Here is a 17,396-nt window from a genome sequence, read left to right as displayed (position 1 = left end):
CCATAAAAAAACCCCGGTGTCCGCGAGGAGCACCGGGGTTGGGCTCGGCCCGGGGGCCGGAGCGGTTCTTACATCATGCCGCCCATGCCACCCATGCCGCCCATGTCGGGCATGGCCGGGGCTGCGTCGTCTTTCGGCAGCTCAGCCACGATGGCTTCGGTGGTGATCAGCAGACCAGCGATGGAGGAAGCGGCCTGCAGCGCGCTGCGGGTCACCTTGGCCGGGTCGATGATGCCGAATTCCAGCATGTCGCCGTATTCGCCAGTGGCGGCGTTGTAGCCGTAGTTGCCGCTGCCCTGCTTGACCTTGTCCAGCACGACGGAGGCTTCGTCACCGGCGTTGGTCACGATCTGGCGCAGGGGAGCTTCAACAGCGCGACGCAGGATGTTGATACCGGCGTTCTGCTCTTCGTTGATGCCTTTCAGATCCTTCAGCGCGTCCAGGGCACGAACCAGAGCGACACCGCCGCCAGGCACCACGCCTTCTTCCACGGCAGCGCGGGTGGCGTGCAGGGCGTCTTCAACGCGAGCTTTCTTCTCTTTCATCTCGACTTCGGTGGCAGCGCCAACCTTGATCACGGCAACACCGCCGGCCAGCTTGGCCAGACGCTCTTGCAGCTTCTCTTTGTCGTAGTCGGAAGAGGTTTCTTCGACCTGGGCACGGATCTGCTTGATACGGGCCTGGATGTCGACCTCGACGCCAGCGCCGTCGATGACGGTGGTGTTTTCCTTGTTCAGGACCACACGCTTGGCTTGACCCAGGTGCTCCAGGGTGGTGCTTTCCAGGCTCAGGCCGACTTCTTCGGAGATGACGGTACCGCCGGTCAGGATGGCGATGTCCTGCAGCATGGCCTTGCGACGATCACCGAAGCCCGGCGCCTTGACGGCTGCGACCTTGACGATGCCGCGCATGTTGTTGACCACCAGAGTGGCCAGGGCTTCGCCTTCGACGTCTTCGGCAACGATCAGCAGCGGACGACCGGCCTTGGCAACGGATTCCAGCACCGGCAGCAGTTCGCGGATGTTGGAGATCTTCTTGTCGACCAGCAGCAGCAGCGGGCTGTCCAGCTCGGCCGACATGGTGTCGGGCTTGTTGATGAAGTAGGGCGACAGGTAGCCACGGTCGAACTGCATGCCTTCGACGACGGACAGTTCGTTTTCCAGGCCCGAGCCTTCTTCGACGGTGATGACGCCTTCTTTACCAACCTTCTCCATGGCTTCGGCGATGATGTTGCCGATGCTGTCGTCGGAGTTGGCGGAGATGGTGCCTACCTGGGCGATGGCCTTGCTGTCGGCGCAGGGCTTGGACAGGTTCTTCAACTCGGCGACGACGGCGGCGGTGGCCTTGTCGATGCCGCGCTTCAGGTCCATCGGGTTCAGGCCGGCGGCCACGGACTTGAGGCCTTCGGTGACGATGGCCTGGGCCAGCACGGTGGCGGTGGTGGTGCCGTCGCCGGCCGCGTCGTTGGCCTTGGAGGCCACGTCTTTCACCAGCTGGGCGCCGATGTTCTCGATGCGATCCTTGAGCTCGATCTCCTTGGCGACGGACACGCCGTCCTTGGTGATCAGGGGAGCACCGAAGCTGCGCTCCAGAACCACGTTACGGCCTTTCGGGCCCAGGGTGGCCTTGACGGCGTCGGCCAGGGTGTTGACACCGGTCAGCAGCTTCTTGCGCGCGGAGTCACCGAATTTGACGTCTTTTGCAGCCATGTTCTGTTTCCTCTAAGAAATTCGAAAAGTGAGCGGGGATCAGCCTTCGATGACGGCCAGGATTTCGGACTCAGCCATCACCAGCAGTTCTTCGCCATCGACCTTGATGGCGTTGCTGCCGGAATAGGGACCGAAAACCACCTTGTCACCCACTTTCACCGCCGGAGCACGGACGTCGCCGTTGTCCAGTACGCGTCCAGTGCCTACGGCAACCACTTCACCGCGGTTCGGCTTTTCGGCAGCCGAGCCCGGCAGCACGATGCCGCCAGCGGATTTGGTCTCTTCTTCGCTGCGACGAATCACAACGCGATCATGCAGAGGACGAAGCGCCATTGTCGTATCTCCCAAAGTTCTAAGTGTTTCCAGCGCCGATGACTGCATCGGCAGTTTGTTTTTACCGGCTGCGCCGGGTGCGCCCCGTGCATGACAGGACGCGAAACCTGCTCGCCTTGCGGCGACAACCTTGCGGTGTCCGCTACATGAGGTTGTCGCCAGGCATTTCAAGGGCGACGGGCAAAATTTTTAGCGCTTTTGCTCGTCGCGGTGCACCACTTCACCCTCAATCACCTCGGGACGATGAGGTGCGCCCTGCCCAGGGCCCGGTTGGTAGCCCTGGGCACCGGGATTGCGCCGGGTCACCCGACCGATCACCGCGCCCAGCAGGGCCTTGCGGGTCACCGGCAAGAGGCAGATGAGCGCCAGGCCGTCACTGATGAAGCCCGGAAAGATCAGCAGGGCGCCGGCGATCGCCAGGGTCAGCCCCTGGATGACTTCCTGCTCGGGCATCTGCCCCTGAGCCAGGCGCATGCGGATGCGCCAGAGGGTGGTGAAGCCGGCGACGCGCAGCAGGGCGACGCCGACCAGAAAGCTCAGCAGCAGCAGGGCGAAGGTGGCGAGCACGCCGATTTCGCTGCCGATCTTGATGAGCACGGCCAGTTCCACAAAGGGGAACAGCAAGAAGAGTAAGGCGGTCACGCGCATCTCAGGTCCTTCACGGTGGAAACCGATTGAAAGACAGGAGATGGAGGCGGCCGAGCCGATTTCAAGGTGGCTGCCCGGCACCGACTGGAAACGCGAAGGCCGCGAAAATCGCGGCCTTGACGGGTTGGCGGGCGCCTAGGGAAACATCGGGTTACCAGGAAACGCCGACACCGGCGGTGTACTCGGTCTGGTTGACGTTGCCCTCGGCTCCGCTGGTCAGCTCCTTGGACGCCTTGAGGTTCAGCGACGCCCAGTTGGTCACCTTGTATCTCAGGCCGACATCGCCATCGAAGGTGAGATTAGCGGTGTTGTCCAGCGGCCGGCCCAGTTCACCCGTGGTGAAGAACTGGATGGTCTGTCCATACAGATAGCGGTTGTAGTCCCACTTCATGCTCGCCGAGAGGAACTGGTCGGAGCCACCGTCCGCGTACTGGTAGCGGTTGTGGTTGAGCAGGCCGGTAAGGGAGAAAGAGCCCAGCTCGTTGTCCCAGAACTGGTAACCGGGACCGGTACCCAGGGTGCGCTGCTTGGCCAGGTCCTGGATCCAGTCGCGCTTGTATTCGGCGCGGCCCTGCCAGAAGAATTTCTCGTCGAAGAAGCGATCCAGGGCGTACTGCAGGCCGTACTTGCTGGTCGAGACCACGTCGTCGGTCTTGTAGCGGTCGTAGCTGCCATTGGCGTTGTGCCGCCACATGCCGTGCCGGGCCTGGGTCTTGAAATCGATATCGTATTTTTCGCTGTCCTGGGACGAGCTGATGTAGTCCAGGCCGGCATCGATGTTGCCTTTCCAGGCGAAGTCGCGCAGGAAGGGCCGCGGCGGCACGATCTGGGTGATGCTCGCCAGGGGCACGGTCTGCTGGCCGTCGGTGGTGCTGACCACCACCTGACCATCCTCGGCCGGCTTGAGGCTTTCCACCGGGAAATCGGGTTCGTACTTGCCGCGCTGGACGATCACGGGCTTGTCACGCTGCAAGGTCTTGATCTTGTCCCACGACAGGGGAATGTTGCCGCCGTATTCGGTCTGCAGGAGCAGCTTCTTGCTGTCTAGCAACTTGATGGTTCCGGTCAGACGATCGCCGTTCTTGAGCCAGACGGTGTCGGCATGGGCGAAGGAGGCGAGTGACAACAGCGCGAGCGAGGAGAGGAATCGAAAACGCATGGGCACCAGGACACCTTTGGGTGGACTTGGGTGGAAAGGTAACGAAACGAGAGGGCGCGATTATCCGGGTGCCAGAGGCCCGCGCAACCATTACTGGGTAAAACTTAGGCAAGTTTCCGGAAATACTGCCCAAAGGTCGGACATCTTGGGAGAATGTGACAGCTCGACACGTTTCAGCACCACCGTAACCAAACTTTTCGGCACACTGGCACTCTCTCCCCGAGCAGCAGGGCGTCATGAGCGCATCCCCTCTCCCCGAACCCCGTCGCCAGGCCGTGTTTCTGGCGCTGGCCGCCATTCCCGCGGGGCGGGTGGTCAGCTATGGCCAGTTGGCGGAACTCGCCGGCCTGGGCCGCGGGGCGCGCTGGGTGGGCTGGGTACTGGGGCGCTTGCCGGAGGGCAGCGCCCTGCCCTGGCATCGGGTGATCGCCGCGGATGGTCGGCCGAGCCTGCCATCCGACAGCCCCTCTGGCCGGGAGCAACGCGAACGATTGCGGGCCGAGGGTGTGCCGCTGCACGAGGACCGGGTAGACATGCGTCGGTACCGGTGGAATCCAGCTGAGAGTGTCGAGTAGAGTGCGCGTTTTTTCCGAGCCCAAGGGCATGTTTGCACGTTTCTGGCGAGAAGCCGTCACCACCTACAAATCCAAGGCCTGCCTGGCCCTGCTGCTGCTGGGTTTCGCCGCGGGGCTGCCGGCCATGCTGGTGTTTTCCACCCTGTCGGTGTGGCTGCGCGAAGCGGGCGTGAGTCGCGAGACCATTGGCTACGCCAGCTGGATCGGCCTGGCCTATGCCTTCAAGTGGGTCTGGTCGCCCATGCTGGACCTCTGGAAGCTGCCCCTGATCGGCAAGCTCGGCCGCCGACGCTCCTGGCTGGTGCTGTCGCAGATCCTGGTGGGCCTGGGCCTGATCGGCATGGCGCTGTGCAATCCACAGCAGCACCTGGAGCAGTTGATCGCCCTGGCGGTGCTGGTGGCCTTCGCCTCGGCCACCCAGGACATCGCCGTGGACGCCTATCGCCTGGAGATCGCCGACGATGATCGCCAGGCCGCCCTCGCCGCCTGCTATATGACCGGCTATCGCATCGCCGCCCTGCTGGCCAGCGCTGGCGCGCTGTTTCTCGCCGAGGAACTGGGCTCGTCCAAGCTCGACTACAGCCAGAGCGCCTGGGCCACCACCTACATGCTGTTCGCTCTGCTGGTGCTGCCCGGCCTGGTCACCAGCGTGCTGATCCGCGAACCCGAGCCGGTGGCGCCCATGGCCATGGCGGAATCGCGCTTCGGCTTCAATCACCAGCTGGTGGCGGTCGCCCTGCTGCTGGTGATGCTGATCTCCATCCCCGCCGCCATCAATGCGGCCATCGCCCAGGCCTGGCCGCGCGCCTTGCTTTACAGCCTGTTCATCGTCGGTTGCCTGTCGCCCTGGGGTCGCTATTGCTCCAAGCCGCTGAGCGACCTCATGCGGCGCATGCGCGAACCTCTGCGACTGCGCGACGCGGCCAATGCCGAGGAGCTGCCGCGCTTCGATTTCGTCCACCAGATGGTCTCGGTGATCCTGCTGATCGTGCTGATCGTGGCCGCCACCGGCGGCCTGTCGGCCCTGGCCGGCGGCTACTGGCCGCGCGGCCTGATGTACGGCCTGATCGTCTGGCTGTGCCTGACCGCGCCCGGGCGTCGGCTGATGGCACCGGTGCTCACGCCCATCACCGAATTCATCCAGCGCTACCAGTGGCAGGCGCTGCTGCTGCTCGGTCTGATCTCCACCTATCGGCTGTCCGACACGGTCATGGGGGTGATGGCCAGCGTCTTCTATATCGACGTGGGCTACAGCAAGGAAACCATCGCCGGGGTCAGCAAGATCTTCGGGGTGTTCATGACCCTGTTCGGCGCGGGCCTGGGCGGCGTGCTGATCACCCGGGTGGGGATCCTGCCGATCCTCTTCCTCGGCGGCGCCGCCTCGGCGCTGACCAACCTGCTGTTCGTGGTGATCGCCTCCACCGGCGCCAACGTGCCGCTGCTGATCGCCACCATCTGCGCCGACAACGTCAGTGGCGGCATGGCCACCTCGGCCTTTGTCGCCTATCTGTCGAGCCTGACCAACCTCAGATTCTCGGCCACCCAGTACGCCATGCTCAGCTCGCTGATGCTGCTGTTGCCACGCCTGCTGGGTGGCTATTCGGGGGCCATGGTGGAGCACGTCGGCTACAGCTCGTTCTTCTCGCTGACCGCCCTGATGGGGGTGCCGACGCTGCTACTGATCGCGGTGCTCTGGCTGCGCCAGCGGCGGACCGCGGTGCCGAGCGGTTCCTCCAGCGGCGGTCACTGAGGCAGCCGGCGGCCGCCCCATCCCGCTTCAGGCTTCGCCGCGCGCCGCGGCCGCAGCGCGTTCGTCACCCTTGTCGTCGAGCACCTTGACCACCCGGCTGGGCAGCGCGATGTCGATGCCCTCGGCACGCAGCCGATCACGGATCTGCTCGTTGAAGGTGAACTGGGTGCCCCAGAAGTCACTGTTGGCGGTCCAGCAGCGCAGCGACACGGTGATGAAGGTGTCGCCCAGCCCGGCCACCACGATGGCGGGCGGCGGCGTTTCCAGCACCCGCGGATCCTTGGCCATATCGGCCAGCACCTGCTTGGCCTTCTGCAGATCGGCGTCGTAGCCGACCTTGACGTCGAAGACGATCTGTCGGGTTGGCTGGCGCGACTGGTTGGTGATGATGCCGTTGGACAGGTTGCCGTTGGGCACGGTGATGGTGCGGTTGTCGCCGGTACGCAGCACGGTGTGAAAGATCTGGATCGAATCCACGGTGCCCTGCACGCCCTGGGCCTCGATGTAGTCGCCGATCTTGAACGGCCGGAACAGCAGGATCAGCACCCCGCCGGCGAAGTTGGCCAGGCTGCCCTGCAGCGACAGGCCAATGGCCAGGCTGGCCGCGCCGAGAGCGGCGACGAAGGAGGTGGTGGCGATGCCGATCATGGAGGCGACGCTGATCACCAGCATGACCTTCAGACCGATGTTGACCAGGGTCACCACGAAGGTTTCCAGGGCCTGGTCCATGTGCCGCGCGGTGAACAGCGCGGCCAGGCGCCCGGTCAGGCGATTGATGACCCACCAGCCGATCCACAGGGTGATCAGGGCCAGCACCACGTTGCCGCAATACTGCAGAATGACCGGTAGCCAGGCCATGAAGGCCGTCAGCAGGTGATCGGTCTGGGCACTCAAATCCATCGTCTACCTCTCCACGCACAAGAAAAAGTCGGGCGCGACCTGAATGGCGGCGCCCTATGTGCGACGGACGGTAGACCGAGAGGTTCCGAAGACAGGCTCAGTCGCGGAAGTTGTCGAACTGCAGCGGCATGCCCAGGGATTGGCCACGCAGCAGGGCGATGACCTCCTGCAATTCGTCGCGCTTCTTGCCGGTGACGCGCACCTGCTCGCCCTGGATGGCGGCCTGGACCTTGATCTTGCTGTCCTTGATCAGGGCGACGATCTTCTTCGCCAGCTCCTTGTCGATGCCCTCGCGCAGGGTGGTTTCCTGTTTCACGGTCTTGCCGGAGGCGTAGGCATCCTTGACCTCCAGGCACTGGACGTCGATCTTGCGCTTGGCCAGGTTGACCTTGAGGATCTCCAGCATCTGTTCGAGCTGGAAATCGGCATCGGCGGTCAGGGTGACGGTAAGGTCCTTGGCCTCGAAGCTGCCCTTGCCGCGCAGGTCGTACCGGCGCTCGAGCTCCTTCATGGCGTTGTCCACGGCGTTGGTGACTTCGTGCTTGTCCAGCTCCGATACGACGTCGAAGGAAGGCATGGATTTTCTCCTCGGTTGCGATGGGGCAGCCTTGACGCTGCAGCCTGACCGACCATTATAACGACTGGCCCTCTTCCTCAGGAATCCGACCATGCGCAAGGAATCGACACTGGAGTCACAGCTGTGAGCTGGCACGTACTGGGCGCCGGCAGTCTCGGCGGACTCTGGGCGGCGCGGTTGTTTCGCGGGGGCGAGCCGGTCCGGCTGATCCTGCGCGATCGCACGCGCCTGGCGCAGTACCGCGCGGGTGGCGGACTGCGCCTCAGCGAAGGCGACACCACCAGCCTCTATCCGCTGCCCGCCGAGACGCCCGAAGCCGGCAATCCGATCCGCCGACTGATCCTGGCCTGCAAGAGCTACGACGCCGAAGAGGCCATCGCCAGCGTCGCCGCGCGCCTGGAGCCGGAAGCCGAGATCCTGCTGCTGCAGAACGGCCTGGGGAGCCAGGACGCGGTGGCCGCTCGGGTACCGCGAGCGCGCTGCCTGAGAGCCAGCACCACCGAGGGTGCCTATCGCGAGACCGACTTCCATGTGGTGGCGGCCGGCGCCGGGCAGATCTGGATCGGCGACCAGCTCGGCAGCCATAACCCGCCGGCCTGGCTGAATACCCTCACCGAGCTGGGCTTTCCGGTGCGCTGGACCGACGACATCGACGCCCGGCTATGGCGCAAGCTGGCGATCAACTGCGCCATCAATCCGTTGACCGTGCTGCATGGCTGCCGTAACGGCGAACTGCGCCAGCATCTGTCGGAGGTGGCGGCGCTCTGCGACGAACTCACCGCTCTGCTGGAAGCCATGGGACTCGCCCCGGCGGCCCAGGGACTGCAGCAGGAGGTCGAGGCGGTGATCGCCGCCACCGCCCACAACCGCTCCTCGATGCTGCAGGACGTGGAGCGCGGCCAGCGTACCGAGGTGAGTTACCTGCTCGGCCATGCCCTGCCGATCGCCGGACGGCTGCACCTCGCGGTGCCGCACCTGACCGAGCTGCAGCAGCGCCTGCAGACCCGGCTCGCGGAGCGCGGATTGCCCGAGGACTAGCTGCGGGCTACCCTGCCCGCTTCCTTGTTGCCACGGCTGCGCCATGATCCTCGCCAAACGCCTGAAGAATCTCCCGGTCGGCCGCAAGTTGCTGGCCGCCCTGCTGGTGATGATGGTCGCGGTGCTGGTGGTGGCCAATGTGACCTTTATCAGCGCCGCCTACTGGATCTCCCAAGAAAGCGTGGCGCCCCAGGCGCTGCAGACCCTGGGCCGGCTGTTCGCCAGTCCGGTGCTCAGCCGTGAGGTGCTGGCCTCGCCAGCGGCGGCCGAGGTGCAGTTGCGGCAACTGGACGGCTATGCGCCGCTGCGCCTGGCCGCGGTCTACGACAGCCAGGGTCAGCGCCTGGCCGAGTTGCACAACGGCGATCGGCTGCAGGTGCCGGCGCGCTTCGAAGAGCTGCAGACCTGGCGTCTGCGGGAATTCCGCACCAATCTGCTGGTGGAGCTGCCGCGTCCCGAGGGCGCGCCGGGACACCTGCTGCTGGTGGCCAGCAGCGAACTGCCAGGCGCCTTCTATCGCGGCACCCTGACTGCCAGCCTGGCGATCCTGACCTTCAGCATCCTGCTCTGGCTGGTGGTGGCCCGGCAGATCAAGCGACTCATCACCCTGCCGATCCGCGAATTGGAAGAACTCTCGCGCCAGGTGACCCGCGAGGAAAACTATTCGCTACGCGCCAGCAAGGGTAGCGAGGACGAGCTGGGCCGTCTGGCGGAGTCCCTCAACACCATGCTCGGCCGCATCCAGGGTCGCGAGCAACAGCTCAAGCGCGCTCGCGACGATGCCCAGTACGCGGTGCTGCAGGCCCAGAGTCTGGCCGAGGAAACCCGCCGCTCCAACCGCAAACTGGAACTGGAAGTGCAGGTCCGCGGCAAGATCGAGAAGAAGCTCACCGGCTTCCAGAACTACCTCAACAGCATCATCGACTCCATGCCCTCGGCGCTGATCGCGGTGGACGAGCAGTTCTACGTCACCCAGTGGAACCAGGAAGCCACCCACCTCTCCGGCACCCAGTTGGACGAAGCCCTGAACCAGCCGGTGTTTCTCGCCTTTCCCTCGCTCAAGCCGTTCCTGCCGCAACTGAGTCGCACCGCCGAATTGCTGCGGGTGGAAAAGGTGGAGCGAGTGACCTGGGCGCTGACCGACACCCCACGTCACTACACCCTGACCTTCTACCCGCTGATGGGTGGCGCCGGGCGCGGCGTGGTGATCCGTATCGACGACATCACCCAGCGCCTGAACATGGAAGAGATGATGGTGCAGTCGGAAAAGATGCTCTCGGTGGGTGGCCTGGCGGCCGGCATGGCCCACGAGATCAACAATCCCTTGGGCGCCATCCTGCACAATGTGCAGAACATCCGCCGGCGCCTGTCGCCGGAGTTGCCGAAGAATCTCGAGCAGGCGGCCGAATCCGGCGTCGAGCTCAATGCGGTGAATTGCTACCTGGAGAGTCGGCAGATCCCGCGCCTGCTGGACGGCATCCACCAGGCCGGCAGTCGCGCGGCCAAGATCGTCAGCCACATGCTCGCCTTCAGCCGCCGCAGCAATCGCAAGATGGAAGCCAGCGAGCTGCCGCCGCTGATCGACCAGGCCATCGAGATCGCCGGCAACGACTTCGACCTGGCCGAGGGCTTCGACTTCCGCACGCTGTCGATCCTCCGCGAATTCGACCCGGCCCTGGGACCGGTGCCGGTGATCGCCAACGAGCTGGAACAGGTGCTGCTCAATCTGCTGAAGAACGCCGCCCAGGCCATCCATCTGCGCGACGACGAGGAAGAAGGCGAATACGGTCGCATCACCTTGCGCACCAAGCTACGCGGCGGCTGGGCGGAGATCCAGGTGGAAGACAATGGCATCGGCATCCCCGAAGACATCTGCAAACGCATCTTCGAGCCCTTCTTCACCACCAAGGAGGTGGGCCAGGGCACCGGCCTGGGCCTGTCGGTGTCGTACTTCATCATCACCAATAACCACAAGGGGCAGATGGAGGTGCACTCCACGCCCGGCGTAGGGACCTGCTTCACCCTGCGCCTGCCCCTCGTCCAGGCCGATTTCGAATCCGTCTAGGACCCAGCCAGGAGCCACGCCATGGGTTTTCGCCTCACCGAGATCTACACCCGCCAGGGCGACGCCGGCGATACCGGGCTCGCCGACGGCAGCCGGGTGCCCAAGGACCATCCGCGCATCGAGGCCATCGGTGCGGTGGACGAACTCAACAGCGCCCTGGGCCTGTTGCTCGCCGAGCTGGCGGAGGACCCTCGCCTGGCCGAGGTGAGCGAGGCCCTAGCGCCCTGCCAGCACCGGTTGTTCGACCTCGGCGGCGAACTGGCCATGCCCAGCTATCGCGCCCTGCAGCCGGTGGAGATCGAACGCCTGGAAGGCGCCATCGATCGCTGGAACGCCGAGCTGGGGCCGCTGGAGAATTTCATCCTGCCCGGCGGTTCCCGCGCCGTGGCCCAGGCCCATGTCTGCCGCGCCCTGGCCCGTAGCGCCGAGCGGCGCTGCCGCAGCCTACATGCGGTGGAACCCCTGGAAGGCCAGGGTCTGCCCTATCTCAATCGCCTGTCCGATCTGCTGTTCGTCGCCGCGCGCATCGTCGCCCGGCGCCAGGGGGTGAGCGAGGTGCTCTGGCAGGCCGCGCGGCCATGAGCGCGCCGGCCACGCCCGCCGCGCCACCCGCGCGTCGCCACGAGGGGCTGCTGGCTCTCTGGGACGGCCTCATCCTGATCCTGGTCTGCGTGAACCTGGCGCTGATCCTGTTCGACAGCCTCTATGCCCTGGGGCCACTCAACCAGGCCCTGGCCGCCGTGCTGCCCGGTTTCCACGCCTTCTACGGCGAACGCATCCACGCCCACTTCACCCGCATCGACCTGGTGTTTGTCGCCTTCTTCATCGCCGACGTACTGCTGGGCTGGCTGGTGGCGGTGGTCGAGCGCCGCCATGCGCGCTGGTACCACTATCCCTTCATCCACTGGTACGACGTGCTCGGCTGCATTCCCCTGGGTGGCTTCCGGCTGCTGCGGGCGCTGCGCATCGTCTCGCTGCTCCTGCGCCTGCAACGCCTGGGACTGATCGACATGCGCGGCTGGCGGCCCTATCGGCTGTTCAACCACTACTACCAGCTGCTCATGGAGGACCTGTCGGATCGGGTGATGATCAAGATCTGCGGTGAGCTGCAGGACGAGCTGAATACCCGCGACGACTTCTCCCAGAGCGTGATCGACCGGGTCATCCGTCCGCGCAAGCAGCGGCTGATCGACGGCATGGCGCTGCGCATCCAGGCGATGGTGGAACAGGGCTACAGCCAGAATCGCGCCACCCTGGAACGGCTGGTAGGCGACGTGGTGCAACGTGCCCTGGACGAGAACCCCGACCTGGCCCGCCTCAAGCGGTTGCCCATGGGCGAGCGCCTGGCCGACACCCTGGACGGGGTGCTCACCGATATCGTCAACGGCCTGGTACGGGAGGCGGCGGCCAGTCTGCGCACCCGCGACTTCCGCGCCCTGGCCAGTCGCCTGGCCGATCACGGCTTCGATCAGAGTCTGCCCAGCGGCGCCCAGGACAATGCCCTGGACGAGGTGCTGGTGGAGATCCTCGAAGTGTTCAAGCAGAAGGTCCTGCAGCGCCGGCTCGATCAGCTCGACGGCGAGCTCTGGCCGCAGGAATGGCAGCGTAGCGAGATCGATCCGATCAACGCGCCCCGGCGCTGATCTGCTGCTGCAGATTCTGCACCTGGGTCTGCAGGGTGGTGATGTTGCGGGTGGTCTGCAGGCGGAAGGCGTCGAATTCCTTGCTGTCCGGTCCGACCGGGCGGGCGTCCAGCTCGCTGCGCAGCACCAGCAGGTCCTGCTGCATCTCGCCCAGGGCCTGACTCTGGGCACTGGGTTTCTTCAAGGCGGCGATGTCCGCCTGCAGCGCCTTGTTCTGCGCGGTCAGGCTGGCGACCTGCTCGGCCAGGCTGCCGGTCTGCGCCAGGCCATTCTTCAGCGCCGCCTGTTCCTCGGCCAGGGCCTTCAGCCGGGTGTCCACCTCGCCACTGCCGGTCTGTACCGTCTGCACGGCGGTGGACAGATTCTGCAGGCGATTGTCCTGGGCCTGCTGGTTGTCGCTCACCCCCTGCTGCTGACGCGTGAGTTCGGCGACCTTGGTCTGCAGCGTCTTGACCTGCAGCAGCAAGGCCTCGCGGCTGGTGGTGCCGGAGGATTCGCTTTCCACCAGCTTGCCGGAGATGTCACGCAGCCGGCCTTGGGCATCCTCGCTGATGCGCGCGAAGTTCTCCTGGGTGGCCACTACCTGCTCCTGCATCAGCACCAGTTGCTGGTGACTCCACCAGGCGACGCCGGCCAGGGCCAGGGTCAGGGCGGCGACCAGCACCCACAGCGGCGCCGTGGAGGGGCCGCGCCGGACCGGGCGGGCATGAACGGCGGCAGGCTCGTGATAGACCTCGTCGGCCTCGACCGGCCGGCGACCAACGGGGCGACGGTCATCGCGCTCCGGTGTCAGGCTCGGGACGTTGTCCATTTCATCGAGAAGATCGTTGCGCATGGCAGACCTGTGAGCAGAGGCGAAAAGACGGAATGGCGGCCAGTATAACGGTCGTCACGGCCGACGCGGGGCAGTCGGCCGAGGCTTTCGTTGCGGGATCGTGCACCGAAACGCAGTCTGCGTCGACATCACTGCGCCATCACGACGCAGAATCAGCCGCGGTAGCCCTACCAAGCCCGCTGTTCCTGGCGCCAGCGCTCCTGGTACGTGATTTGCGTCACGACCAACCTCAAGCCAAACGGGAGGTGAGCATGGAATACAACAAGGCGTTCTTCGATTGCCTCGGCGCACTGCGTCGTCGACTGCGGCAGGAGCAAGGCATGGTGATTCGCTTCGACGAAGCCGAGGCGGTTCCGCGAATGCTGGCGGCCAGCCAGGCCTCGGACGATCCTGAGACCCGTGAACTCGGCGAGCGCCTGGCGAGGCTGAGCGGCTTGGTGCCGGTGGTGACCCCTCTGCCGTCCATGGGGGAGATGGCAGGCTCGACCTATGTCAGCCAGGAATTTCTCGCGGCCACTCGCCGCTACACCGGCCCGCTGCGCGGCTGACGCCGAGTTGGACGATATTCCTCCAATGCTGTCCAGGAGGCGGCCTGCGGACGAAAGCCGAAGGCCTCCTGGGCGGCGCGGATGTCGAGGGTGAAGGGACTGTCGAGCAAGTCGGGCCAGCGAGCTTCCTGGCGCAGGGTACGCAGCCGCGCATAGAGCGCGCGTGGACTCAGGGTCTTCGCCTCGGTCACCGCAGGCAGCTCGAAGCGCCGCAGCAGGAAGTTGACCGCATCCCAGCACACCAGCGGCTGGCCGTCGCTGAGGTTGAACACCTTGCCACTAGCCGCCGCCGGCTGCTCCAGCAGCAGCGTCACCAGCGCCTGGCGCAGATTGCCGGCACTGGTGAAGTCCCAGCGATTGAGGCCGTTGCCGCGGCGCCCCAGTTGCTTGGCCTTGGCCTGCTCCAGCAGCCCGCGCGCCCAGTCGCGATCGGCCAGGCCGAGCACCTGGGCCGGCCGCAACACCGTGACCTGAGGGCCGAATTCACCGGCGGCCAGGGCCAGGCGCTCCAGTTGCAGACGGCGCTGGGCCTCACGGCCCTTGGGCTTGGCCGGCACCTGGTCTTCCTTGAGCGCCTCGCCACCCCGTTCATAGACACGGGCGGACGACACATAGACGAATTGCGCGACCTGCTGCTGCAGGGCGGCTTCGATCAGCACCTGGCCGTGGTCCAGATCGGCCGCGCTCGGCACGCCGGCCACGTCGGTGCAGTGGGCGATGGCGTCGATGTCGTCGCACAGCGCCAGCACCTGCACGGCCTGGTCGAGCAAGGCGGGATGATAATCGGCGCCACGCTCGACCAGGGCATCCAGGGTCGCACCGGGACGGCCGTGCACCCGCACCAGTTGGCCGCGGTCGAGCAGATCGCAGGCCAGGCCCGCACCGAGCGCCTCGCTGGCGCCCGTGATCAAGATACGCATGTCGCTGGGATTCCCGAAGCTATCCGCGGTCGCCCGCGGCGACCCATCGGCCAGTGTAACCAAAGCTTTCGACAGCCGCCGCTAATCGCGCACCAGCCACTGACCGGCAACCTGTTCAAGGTGCCGGGTCAGGGCCTGCAAGGCGGCGCCACCGTTGCGCCAGTGGTGCCAGAACAGGGGGACGTCCACCCATTGGCCGGGCGCCAGATCCACCAGCTCGCCGCACGCCTGGGCGGCCGCGCTTTGGATATCCGGCAGGAGCCCCCAGCCGATACCGCCCAGGGTCATCTGCAGGAAGCCCTCGGCGGAAGGACAGAGGTGGTAGTCGAAGGGCTGGGTGACGCCGAGCTGCTCCAGATAGCGATGCTGTAAGCGGTCATCCGGGCCGAAGACGATGGCGGGCGCCCGCGCCAGGGCCTGGGGATCAGGCAACCCGGCCAATTGCCGCGTGCGGAATTCCGGGCTGGCCAGGGCCCGGTAGCGCATGGCACCCAGGGCGCTGACCCGCGCCCCGGCCAATGGCTGGCCGTTGGCGCAGAGACAGGCGGCCACTTCGCCGGCGCGCATGCGCCTGAGCACCACATCCTGATCCTCCACCACCAGATCCAGCAGTACACCCTGCGCCCTGACCCAGGGACCGACCGCCAGCGGCCACCAGTTGGCTAGGCTGTCGGCATTGAGGGCGATGCGCAGTCGCTGTGGCGCCTCCTCGGCCAACCCCGGCACCGCGCTGCCCAGATCGGCCTCCAGCAGCCGCACCTGCTGGATATGGCGCAGCAGGCGCAGACCCGGCGCCGTCGGCTGGGGCGGCGTTTCCCGGACCAGCACCGCCTGGCCGACCCGGGCTTCGAGCAGCTTGATGCGTTGGGACACCGCCGATTGCGACAGGCCCAACCGCCGCGCCGCCCGCTCGAAGCCGCCCTCTTCCACCACCACCGCCAGGGCTTCCAGCAATTAATAGTCGATCATCGATCTGGCTAATGCTGCATAAGGAATATTGGTTTTTCTTATACACCCAGACCCGGCAAGGTGGCAGCCATTCCAGGATGACAAGGCAAGCCCCCGCCATGAACAGCTACTTCACCGGCCTCTTGACCATGGCCAGTCTCATCATGGCGCTGGGCGCCCAGAACACCTATCTGCTGGCCCAGGGATTGCGCCGCGAGCACCATCTGGCCATTGCCGCCTTCTGCCTGACCTGCGATGTCATCCTGGTGGCCGCTGGCGTGCTGGGGCTGGCCGCGCTGATCCAGCACAGCCCGCTATTGGTGGTCATCCTGCGCTGGGGCGGCGCGGCCTTTCTCATCTGGTATGGCGCCCAGGCGCTGCGGCGGGCCTGGAAGCCGGCGGCAATGGGCAGTCTGGAGACCACGAGTCCGCGCAGCCGGCGCCAGGCGCTGCTCGCCGCCGCCGCCGTCTCCCTGCTCAACCCCCATGTCTATCTGGACACAGTGCTGCTAGTAGGCTCCCTGGGCAGCCAACAGGCCGCGCCCCTGGCCTATGTCTTCGGCGCGGCCACGGCCTCCATGCTGTGGTTCTTCGGTCTCGCCCTGGGCGCTGCCTGGGCCGCGCCCTATCTGGCCCGCCCGGGGGTGTGGCGGCTGATCGATCTGCTGGTGGCGCTGGTGATGTTCGCCGTCGCGGCGCAGTTGCTGGTCTCGACCTGAGGCTGGTCTTCGCCGGGCGAGCGCCCTAAGCTGCGGCTCTGCGTTTTCTGTCGAGAGTCCCTATGCCCTTCGCCCGCTCGCTCCGTAGTCAGAGCCTGCTCCTGTTTGGCGGCAGTCTGCTGCTGATGCTGCTGATCGCCCTGGCCGGCTTCGGCCTGCTCTCCCGCGAGCTGCACCGCTACCAGCACCTGATCGAAGGGCCGCTGGAGCGGCTGGTGGAGATCGACGACACCCACCTGACCTTCAAGATCCAGGTGCAGGAGTGGAAGAACTTTCTCCTGCGCGGTGGCGATGCCGCGACCGCAGAGCGCTATTGGCAGGCCTTTCTGACCCGCGAGGCGGAGGTCGACCAGCGCCTGCAACAGCTGGCCACCCGCGTCGACCCCGAATTGCAACCGCGGCTCCAGGCGCTGCGCGCCCAGCACGGGCGTCTGGGCGAGCGCTATCGCGCCGGCCATGCCGCCTATCTGGCTCATGACCGCGATCCGCGCCGCGGCGATGCCGAGGTTCGGGGTATCGACCGGGAGACCGCCGAGGGCTTCGCCGCCCTGGTAGACGACCTGCATGGCCGCACCGCCGCGCAGATCGCCGCCATCCGCGCCGAGGCCCAGCGCGACATCCTGCTCGCCGGCCTGGCCCTGCTGCTCTGTGGCGGCGGCCTGCTGTTCCTCGGGGTACGGCTGGTGGAGCGTCGACTGGTGGATCCACTGGTGGCCTGCGCCCGGCAACTGGGTCTGCTGGCCCGCGGACGTTTCGGCGAACGGCTGCCCGGCGGGCGCGATGACGAACTGGGCCGCCTGACCCTCAGCACCAATCTCCTGCGCGAGGCCGCCGTGCAGCACACCCACGACCTGCGCCACCAGGCCAACGAAGTCGGCGCCCTCAGCGCCCTGCTGGCCAGTCAGTTGCTGACCGAACCAGGTCAGCCAGCGCGCGAAATCGATCCGCAGGTACTCAAGGACGTCAGCCGCCGCCTCGCCGACATCGCCGGTGATCTGCAGGAGACCGCCAGCCAGCGGCAGGACTGAG

General features: G+C 66.0%; 18 protein-coding genes. 9 read left to right on the top strand and 9 right to left on the bottom strand.

The window, feature by feature from the left end; all coding sequences use genetic code 11:
* Positions 1-68 precede the first annotated feature (68 nt).
* The 4 genes from groL to FEZ61_RS19480 all read right to left on the bottom strand — a co-directional run bounded on the left by groL (position 69) and on the right by FEZ61_RS19480 (position 3,849).
* A complete protein-coding gene (groL, locus tag FEZ61_RS19495; RefSeq protein WP_017640087.1) occupies positions 69-1,709 on the bottom strand; it encodes a chaperonin GroEL in 1,641 nt (546 codons plus the stop codon).
* Positions 1,710-1,748: 39 nt separating this feature from the next.
* Positions 1,749-2,042, bottom strand: coding sequence for a co-chaperone GroES (locus tag FEZ61_RS19490; RefSeq protein ID WP_007161933.1), 294 nt, complete (start codon positions 2,040-2,042; stop codon positions 1,749-1,751).
* Positions 2,043-2,231: 189 nt separating this feature from the next.
* Complete coding sequence (locus FEZ61_RS19485; RefSeq protein WP_017640085.1) at positions 2,232-2,690, bottom strand: FxsA family protein; 459 nt, start codon at positions 2,688-2,690, stop codon at positions 2,232-2,234.
* 151 nt (positions 2,691-2,841) lie between these two features.
* The gene (locus FEZ61_RS19480) at positions 2,842-3,849 is read right to left on the bottom strand and encodes a DUF481 domain-containing protein (protein WP_017640084.1); all 1,008 of its coding nucleotides are present in this window, start codon (positions 3,847-3,849) and stop codon (positions 2,842-2,844) included.
* A gap of 236 nt (positions 3,850-4,085) precedes the next feature.
* Here FEZ61_RS19480 and FEZ61_RS19475 point away from each other — a divergent pair, with 236 nt between their 5' ends.
* Both FEZ61_RS19475 and FEZ61_RS19470 read left to right on the top strand, forming a co-directional pair.
* Positions 4,086-4,424 (top strand): MGMT family protein, encoded by a 339-nt coding sequence (locus FEZ61_RS19475; protein ID WP_064307380.1) that lies wholly within the window; start codon positions 4,086-4,088, stop codon positions 4,422-4,424.
* Between the two features lie 28 nt (positions 4,425-4,452).
* Entirely contained in the window at positions 4,453-6,174 is a 1,722-nt protein-coding gene (locus tag FEZ61_RS19470; protein WP_017640082.1) for an AmpG family muropeptide MFS transporter, read from the top strand.
* Positions 6,175-6,201: 27 nt separating this feature from the next.
* Here FEZ61_RS19470 and FEZ61_RS19465 read toward each other — a convergent pair whose 3' ends face one another.
* Entirely contained in the window at positions 6,202-7,074 is an 873-nt protein-coding gene (locus FEZ61_RS19465) for a mechanosensitive ion channel family protein (protein ID WP_017640081.1), read from the bottom strand.
* 97 nt (positions 7,075-7,171) lie between these two features.
* On the bottom strand, positions 7,172-7,651 hold the full coding sequence (locus FEZ61_RS19460) for a YajQ family cyclic di-GMP-binding protein (protein WP_017640080.1): 480 nt from the start codon (positions 7,649-7,651) through the stop codon (positions 7,172-7,174).
* Positions 7,652-7,774: 123 nt separating this feature from the next.
* Between FEZ61_RS19460 and FEZ61_RS19455 the strand changes: the two genes are divergently transcribed.
* Genes FEZ61_RS19455 through FEZ61_RS19440 form a run of 4 tightly spaced genes read left to right on the top strand, consistent with a single transcriptional unit; the run spans position 7,775 to position 12,397 of the window.
* Entirely contained in the window at positions 7,775-8,689 is a 915-nt protein-coding gene (locus tag FEZ61_RS19455) for a putative 2-dehydropantoate 2-reductase (RefSeq protein ID WP_173150092.1), read from the top strand.
* Between the two features lie 43 nt (positions 8,690-8,732).
* Positions 8,733-10,754, top strand: a complete 2,022-nt coding sequence (locus FEZ61_RS19450) for a HAMP domain-containing sensor histidine kinase (protein ID WP_064307382.1) — start codon at positions 8,733-8,735, stop codon at positions 10,752-10,754.
* A 21-nt stretch (positions 10,755-10,775) separates the two neighbouring features.
* A complete protein-coding gene (locus FEZ61_RS19445; protein WP_173150090.1) occupies positions 10,776-11,336 on the top strand; it encodes a cob(I)yrinic acid a,c-diamide adenosyltransferase in 561 nt (186 codons plus the stop codon).
* Complete coding sequence (locus tag FEZ61_RS19440) at positions 11,333-12,397, top strand: hypothetical protein (protein WP_017640076.1); 1,065 nt, start codon at positions 11,333-11,335, stop codon at positions 12,395-12,397. The genes FEZ61_RS19445 and FEZ61_RS19440 overlap by 4 nt, the downstream gene beginning before the upstream one ends.
* Here the strand turns inward: FEZ61_RS19440 and FEZ61_RS19435 are convergent.
* Positions 12,378-13,232 (bottom strand): ATPase, encoded by an 855-nt coding sequence (locus FEZ61_RS19435; RefSeq protein ID WP_173150088.1) that lies wholly within the window; start codon positions 13,230-13,232, stop codon positions 12,378-12,380. The two genes, FEZ61_RS19440 and FEZ61_RS19435, sit on opposite strands and share 20 nt — an antisense overlap.
* Positions 13,233-13,483: 251 nt before the next feature.
* Here FEZ61_RS19435 and FEZ61_RS19430 point away from each other — a divergent pair, with 251 nt between their 5' ends.
* Positions 13,484-13,780, top strand: coding sequence for a hypothetical protein (locus FEZ61_RS19430; protein ID WP_173150086.1), 297 nt, complete (start codon positions 13,484-13,486; stop codon positions 13,778-13,780).
* On the opposite strand, the gene FEZ61_RS19425 is transcribed toward FEZ61_RS19430, so the two are convergent.
* Positions 13,756-14,700 (bottom strand): NAD(P)-dependent oxidoreductase, encoded by a 945-nt coding sequence (locus FEZ61_RS19425; RefSeq protein ID WP_173150084.1) that lies wholly within the window; start codon positions 14,698-14,700, stop codon positions 13,756-13,758. The two genes, FEZ61_RS19430 and FEZ61_RS19425, sit on opposite strands and share 25 nt — an antisense overlap.
* 81 nt (positions 14,701-14,781) lie before the next feature.
* Entirely contained in the window at positions 14,782-15,654 is an 873-nt protein-coding gene (locus tag FEZ61_RS19420; protein WP_242455203.1) for a LysR family transcriptional regulator ArgP, read from the bottom strand.
* 113 nt (positions 15,655-15,767) lie between these two features.
* On the opposite strand from FEZ61_RS19420, the gene FEZ61_RS19415 reads away from it, so the two are divergent.
* Entirely contained in the window at positions 15,768-16,367 is a 600-nt protein-coding gene (locus tag FEZ61_RS19415) for a LysE/ArgO family amino acid transporter (RefSeq protein ID WP_068383027.1), read from the top strand.
* A 62-nt stretch (positions 16,368-16,429) separates the two neighbouring features.
* Positions 16,430-17,395 (top strand): hypothetical protein, encoded by a 966-nt coding sequence (locus FEZ61_RS19410; protein WP_173150082.1) that lies wholly within the window; start codon positions 16,430-16,432, stop codon positions 17,393-17,395.
* Position 17,396: the final 1 nt, after the last annotated feature.

This window comes from Pseudomonas sp. MS15a(2019) (assembly GCF_013277805.1).
GTDB classification, from domain to species: Bacteria; Pseudomonadota; Gammaproteobacteria; order Pseudomonadales; family Pseudomonadaceae; genus Chryseomonas; species Chryseomonas benzopyrenica.
This window is presented reverse-complemented; position numbering and strand designations above follow the sequence as displayed.

What these genes read in the sequence shown, in the direction of transcription:
- FEZ61_RS19445 (WP_173150090.1), top strand. Translation starts at nt 10,776, where the DNA reads ATGGGTTTTCGCCTCACCGAGATCTACACCCGCCAGGGCGACGCCGGC.
- FEZ61_RS19460 (WP_017640080.1), bottom strand. Translation starts at nt 7,651, where the DNA reads ATGCCTTCCTTCGACGTCGTATCGGAGCTGGACAAGCACGAAGTCACC.
- FEZ61_RS19410 (WP_173150082.1), top strand. Translation starts at nt 16,430, where the DNA reads ATGCCCTTCGCCCGCTCGCTCCGTAGTCAGAGCCTGCTCCTGTTTGGC.
- FEZ61_RS19480 (WP_017640084.1), bottom strand. Translation starts at nt 3,849, where the DNA reads ATGCGTTTTCGATTCCTCTCCTCGCTCGCGCTGTTGTCACTCGCCTCC.
- FEZ61_RS19470 (WP_017640082.1), top strand. Translation starts at nt 4,453, where the DNA reads ATGTTTGCACGTTTCTGGCGAGAAGCCGTCACCACCTACAAATCCAAG.
- FEZ61_RS19450 (WP_064307382.1), top strand. Translation starts at nt 8,733, where the DNA reads ATGATCCTCGCCAAACGCCTGAAGAATCTCCCGGTCGGCCGCAAGTTG.
- FEZ61_RS19415 (WP_068383027.1), top strand. Translation starts at nt 15,768, where the DNA reads ATGAACAGCTACTTCACCGGCCTCTTGACCATGGCCAGTCTCATCATG.
- FEZ61_RS19425 (WP_173150084.1), bottom strand. Translation starts at nt 14,700, where the DNA reads ATGCGTATCTTGATCACGGGCGCCAGCGAGGCGCTCGGTGCGGGCCTG.
- FEZ61_RS19440 (WP_017640076.1), top strand. Translation starts at nt 11,333, where the DNA reads ATGAGCGCGCCGGCCACGCCCGCCGCGCCACCCGCGCGTCGCCACGAG.
- FEZ61_RS19430 (WP_173150086.1), top strand. Translation starts at nt 13,484, where the DNA reads ATGGAATACAACAAGGCGTTCTTCGATTGCCTCGGCGCACTGCGTCGT.
- FEZ61_RS19475 (WP_064307380.1), top strand. Translation starts at nt 4,086, where the DNA reads ATGAGCGCATCCCCTCTCCCCGAACCCCGTCGCCAGGCCGTGTTTCTG.
- groL (WP_017640087.1), bottom strand. Translation starts at nt 1,709, where the DNA reads ATGGCTGCAAAAGACGTCAAATTCGGTGACTCCGCGCGCAAGAAGCTG.
- FEZ61_RS19490 (WP_007161933.1), bottom strand. Translation starts at nt 2,042, where the DNA reads ATGGCGCTTCGTCCTCTGCATGATCGCGTTGTGATTCGTCGCAGCGAA.
- FEZ61_RS19435 (WP_173150088.1), bottom strand. Translation starts at nt 13,232, where the DNA reads ATGCGCAACGATCTTCTCGATGAAATGGACAACGTCCCGAGCCTGACA.
- FEZ61_RS19485 (WP_017640085.1), bottom strand. Translation starts at nt 2,690, where the DNA reads ATGCGCGTGACCGCCTTACTCTTCTTGCTGTTCCCCTTTGTGGAACTG.
- FEZ61_RS19465 (WP_017640081.1), bottom strand. Translation starts at nt 7,074, where the DNA reads ATGGATTTGAGTGCCCAGACCGATCACCTGCTGACGGCCTTCATGGCC.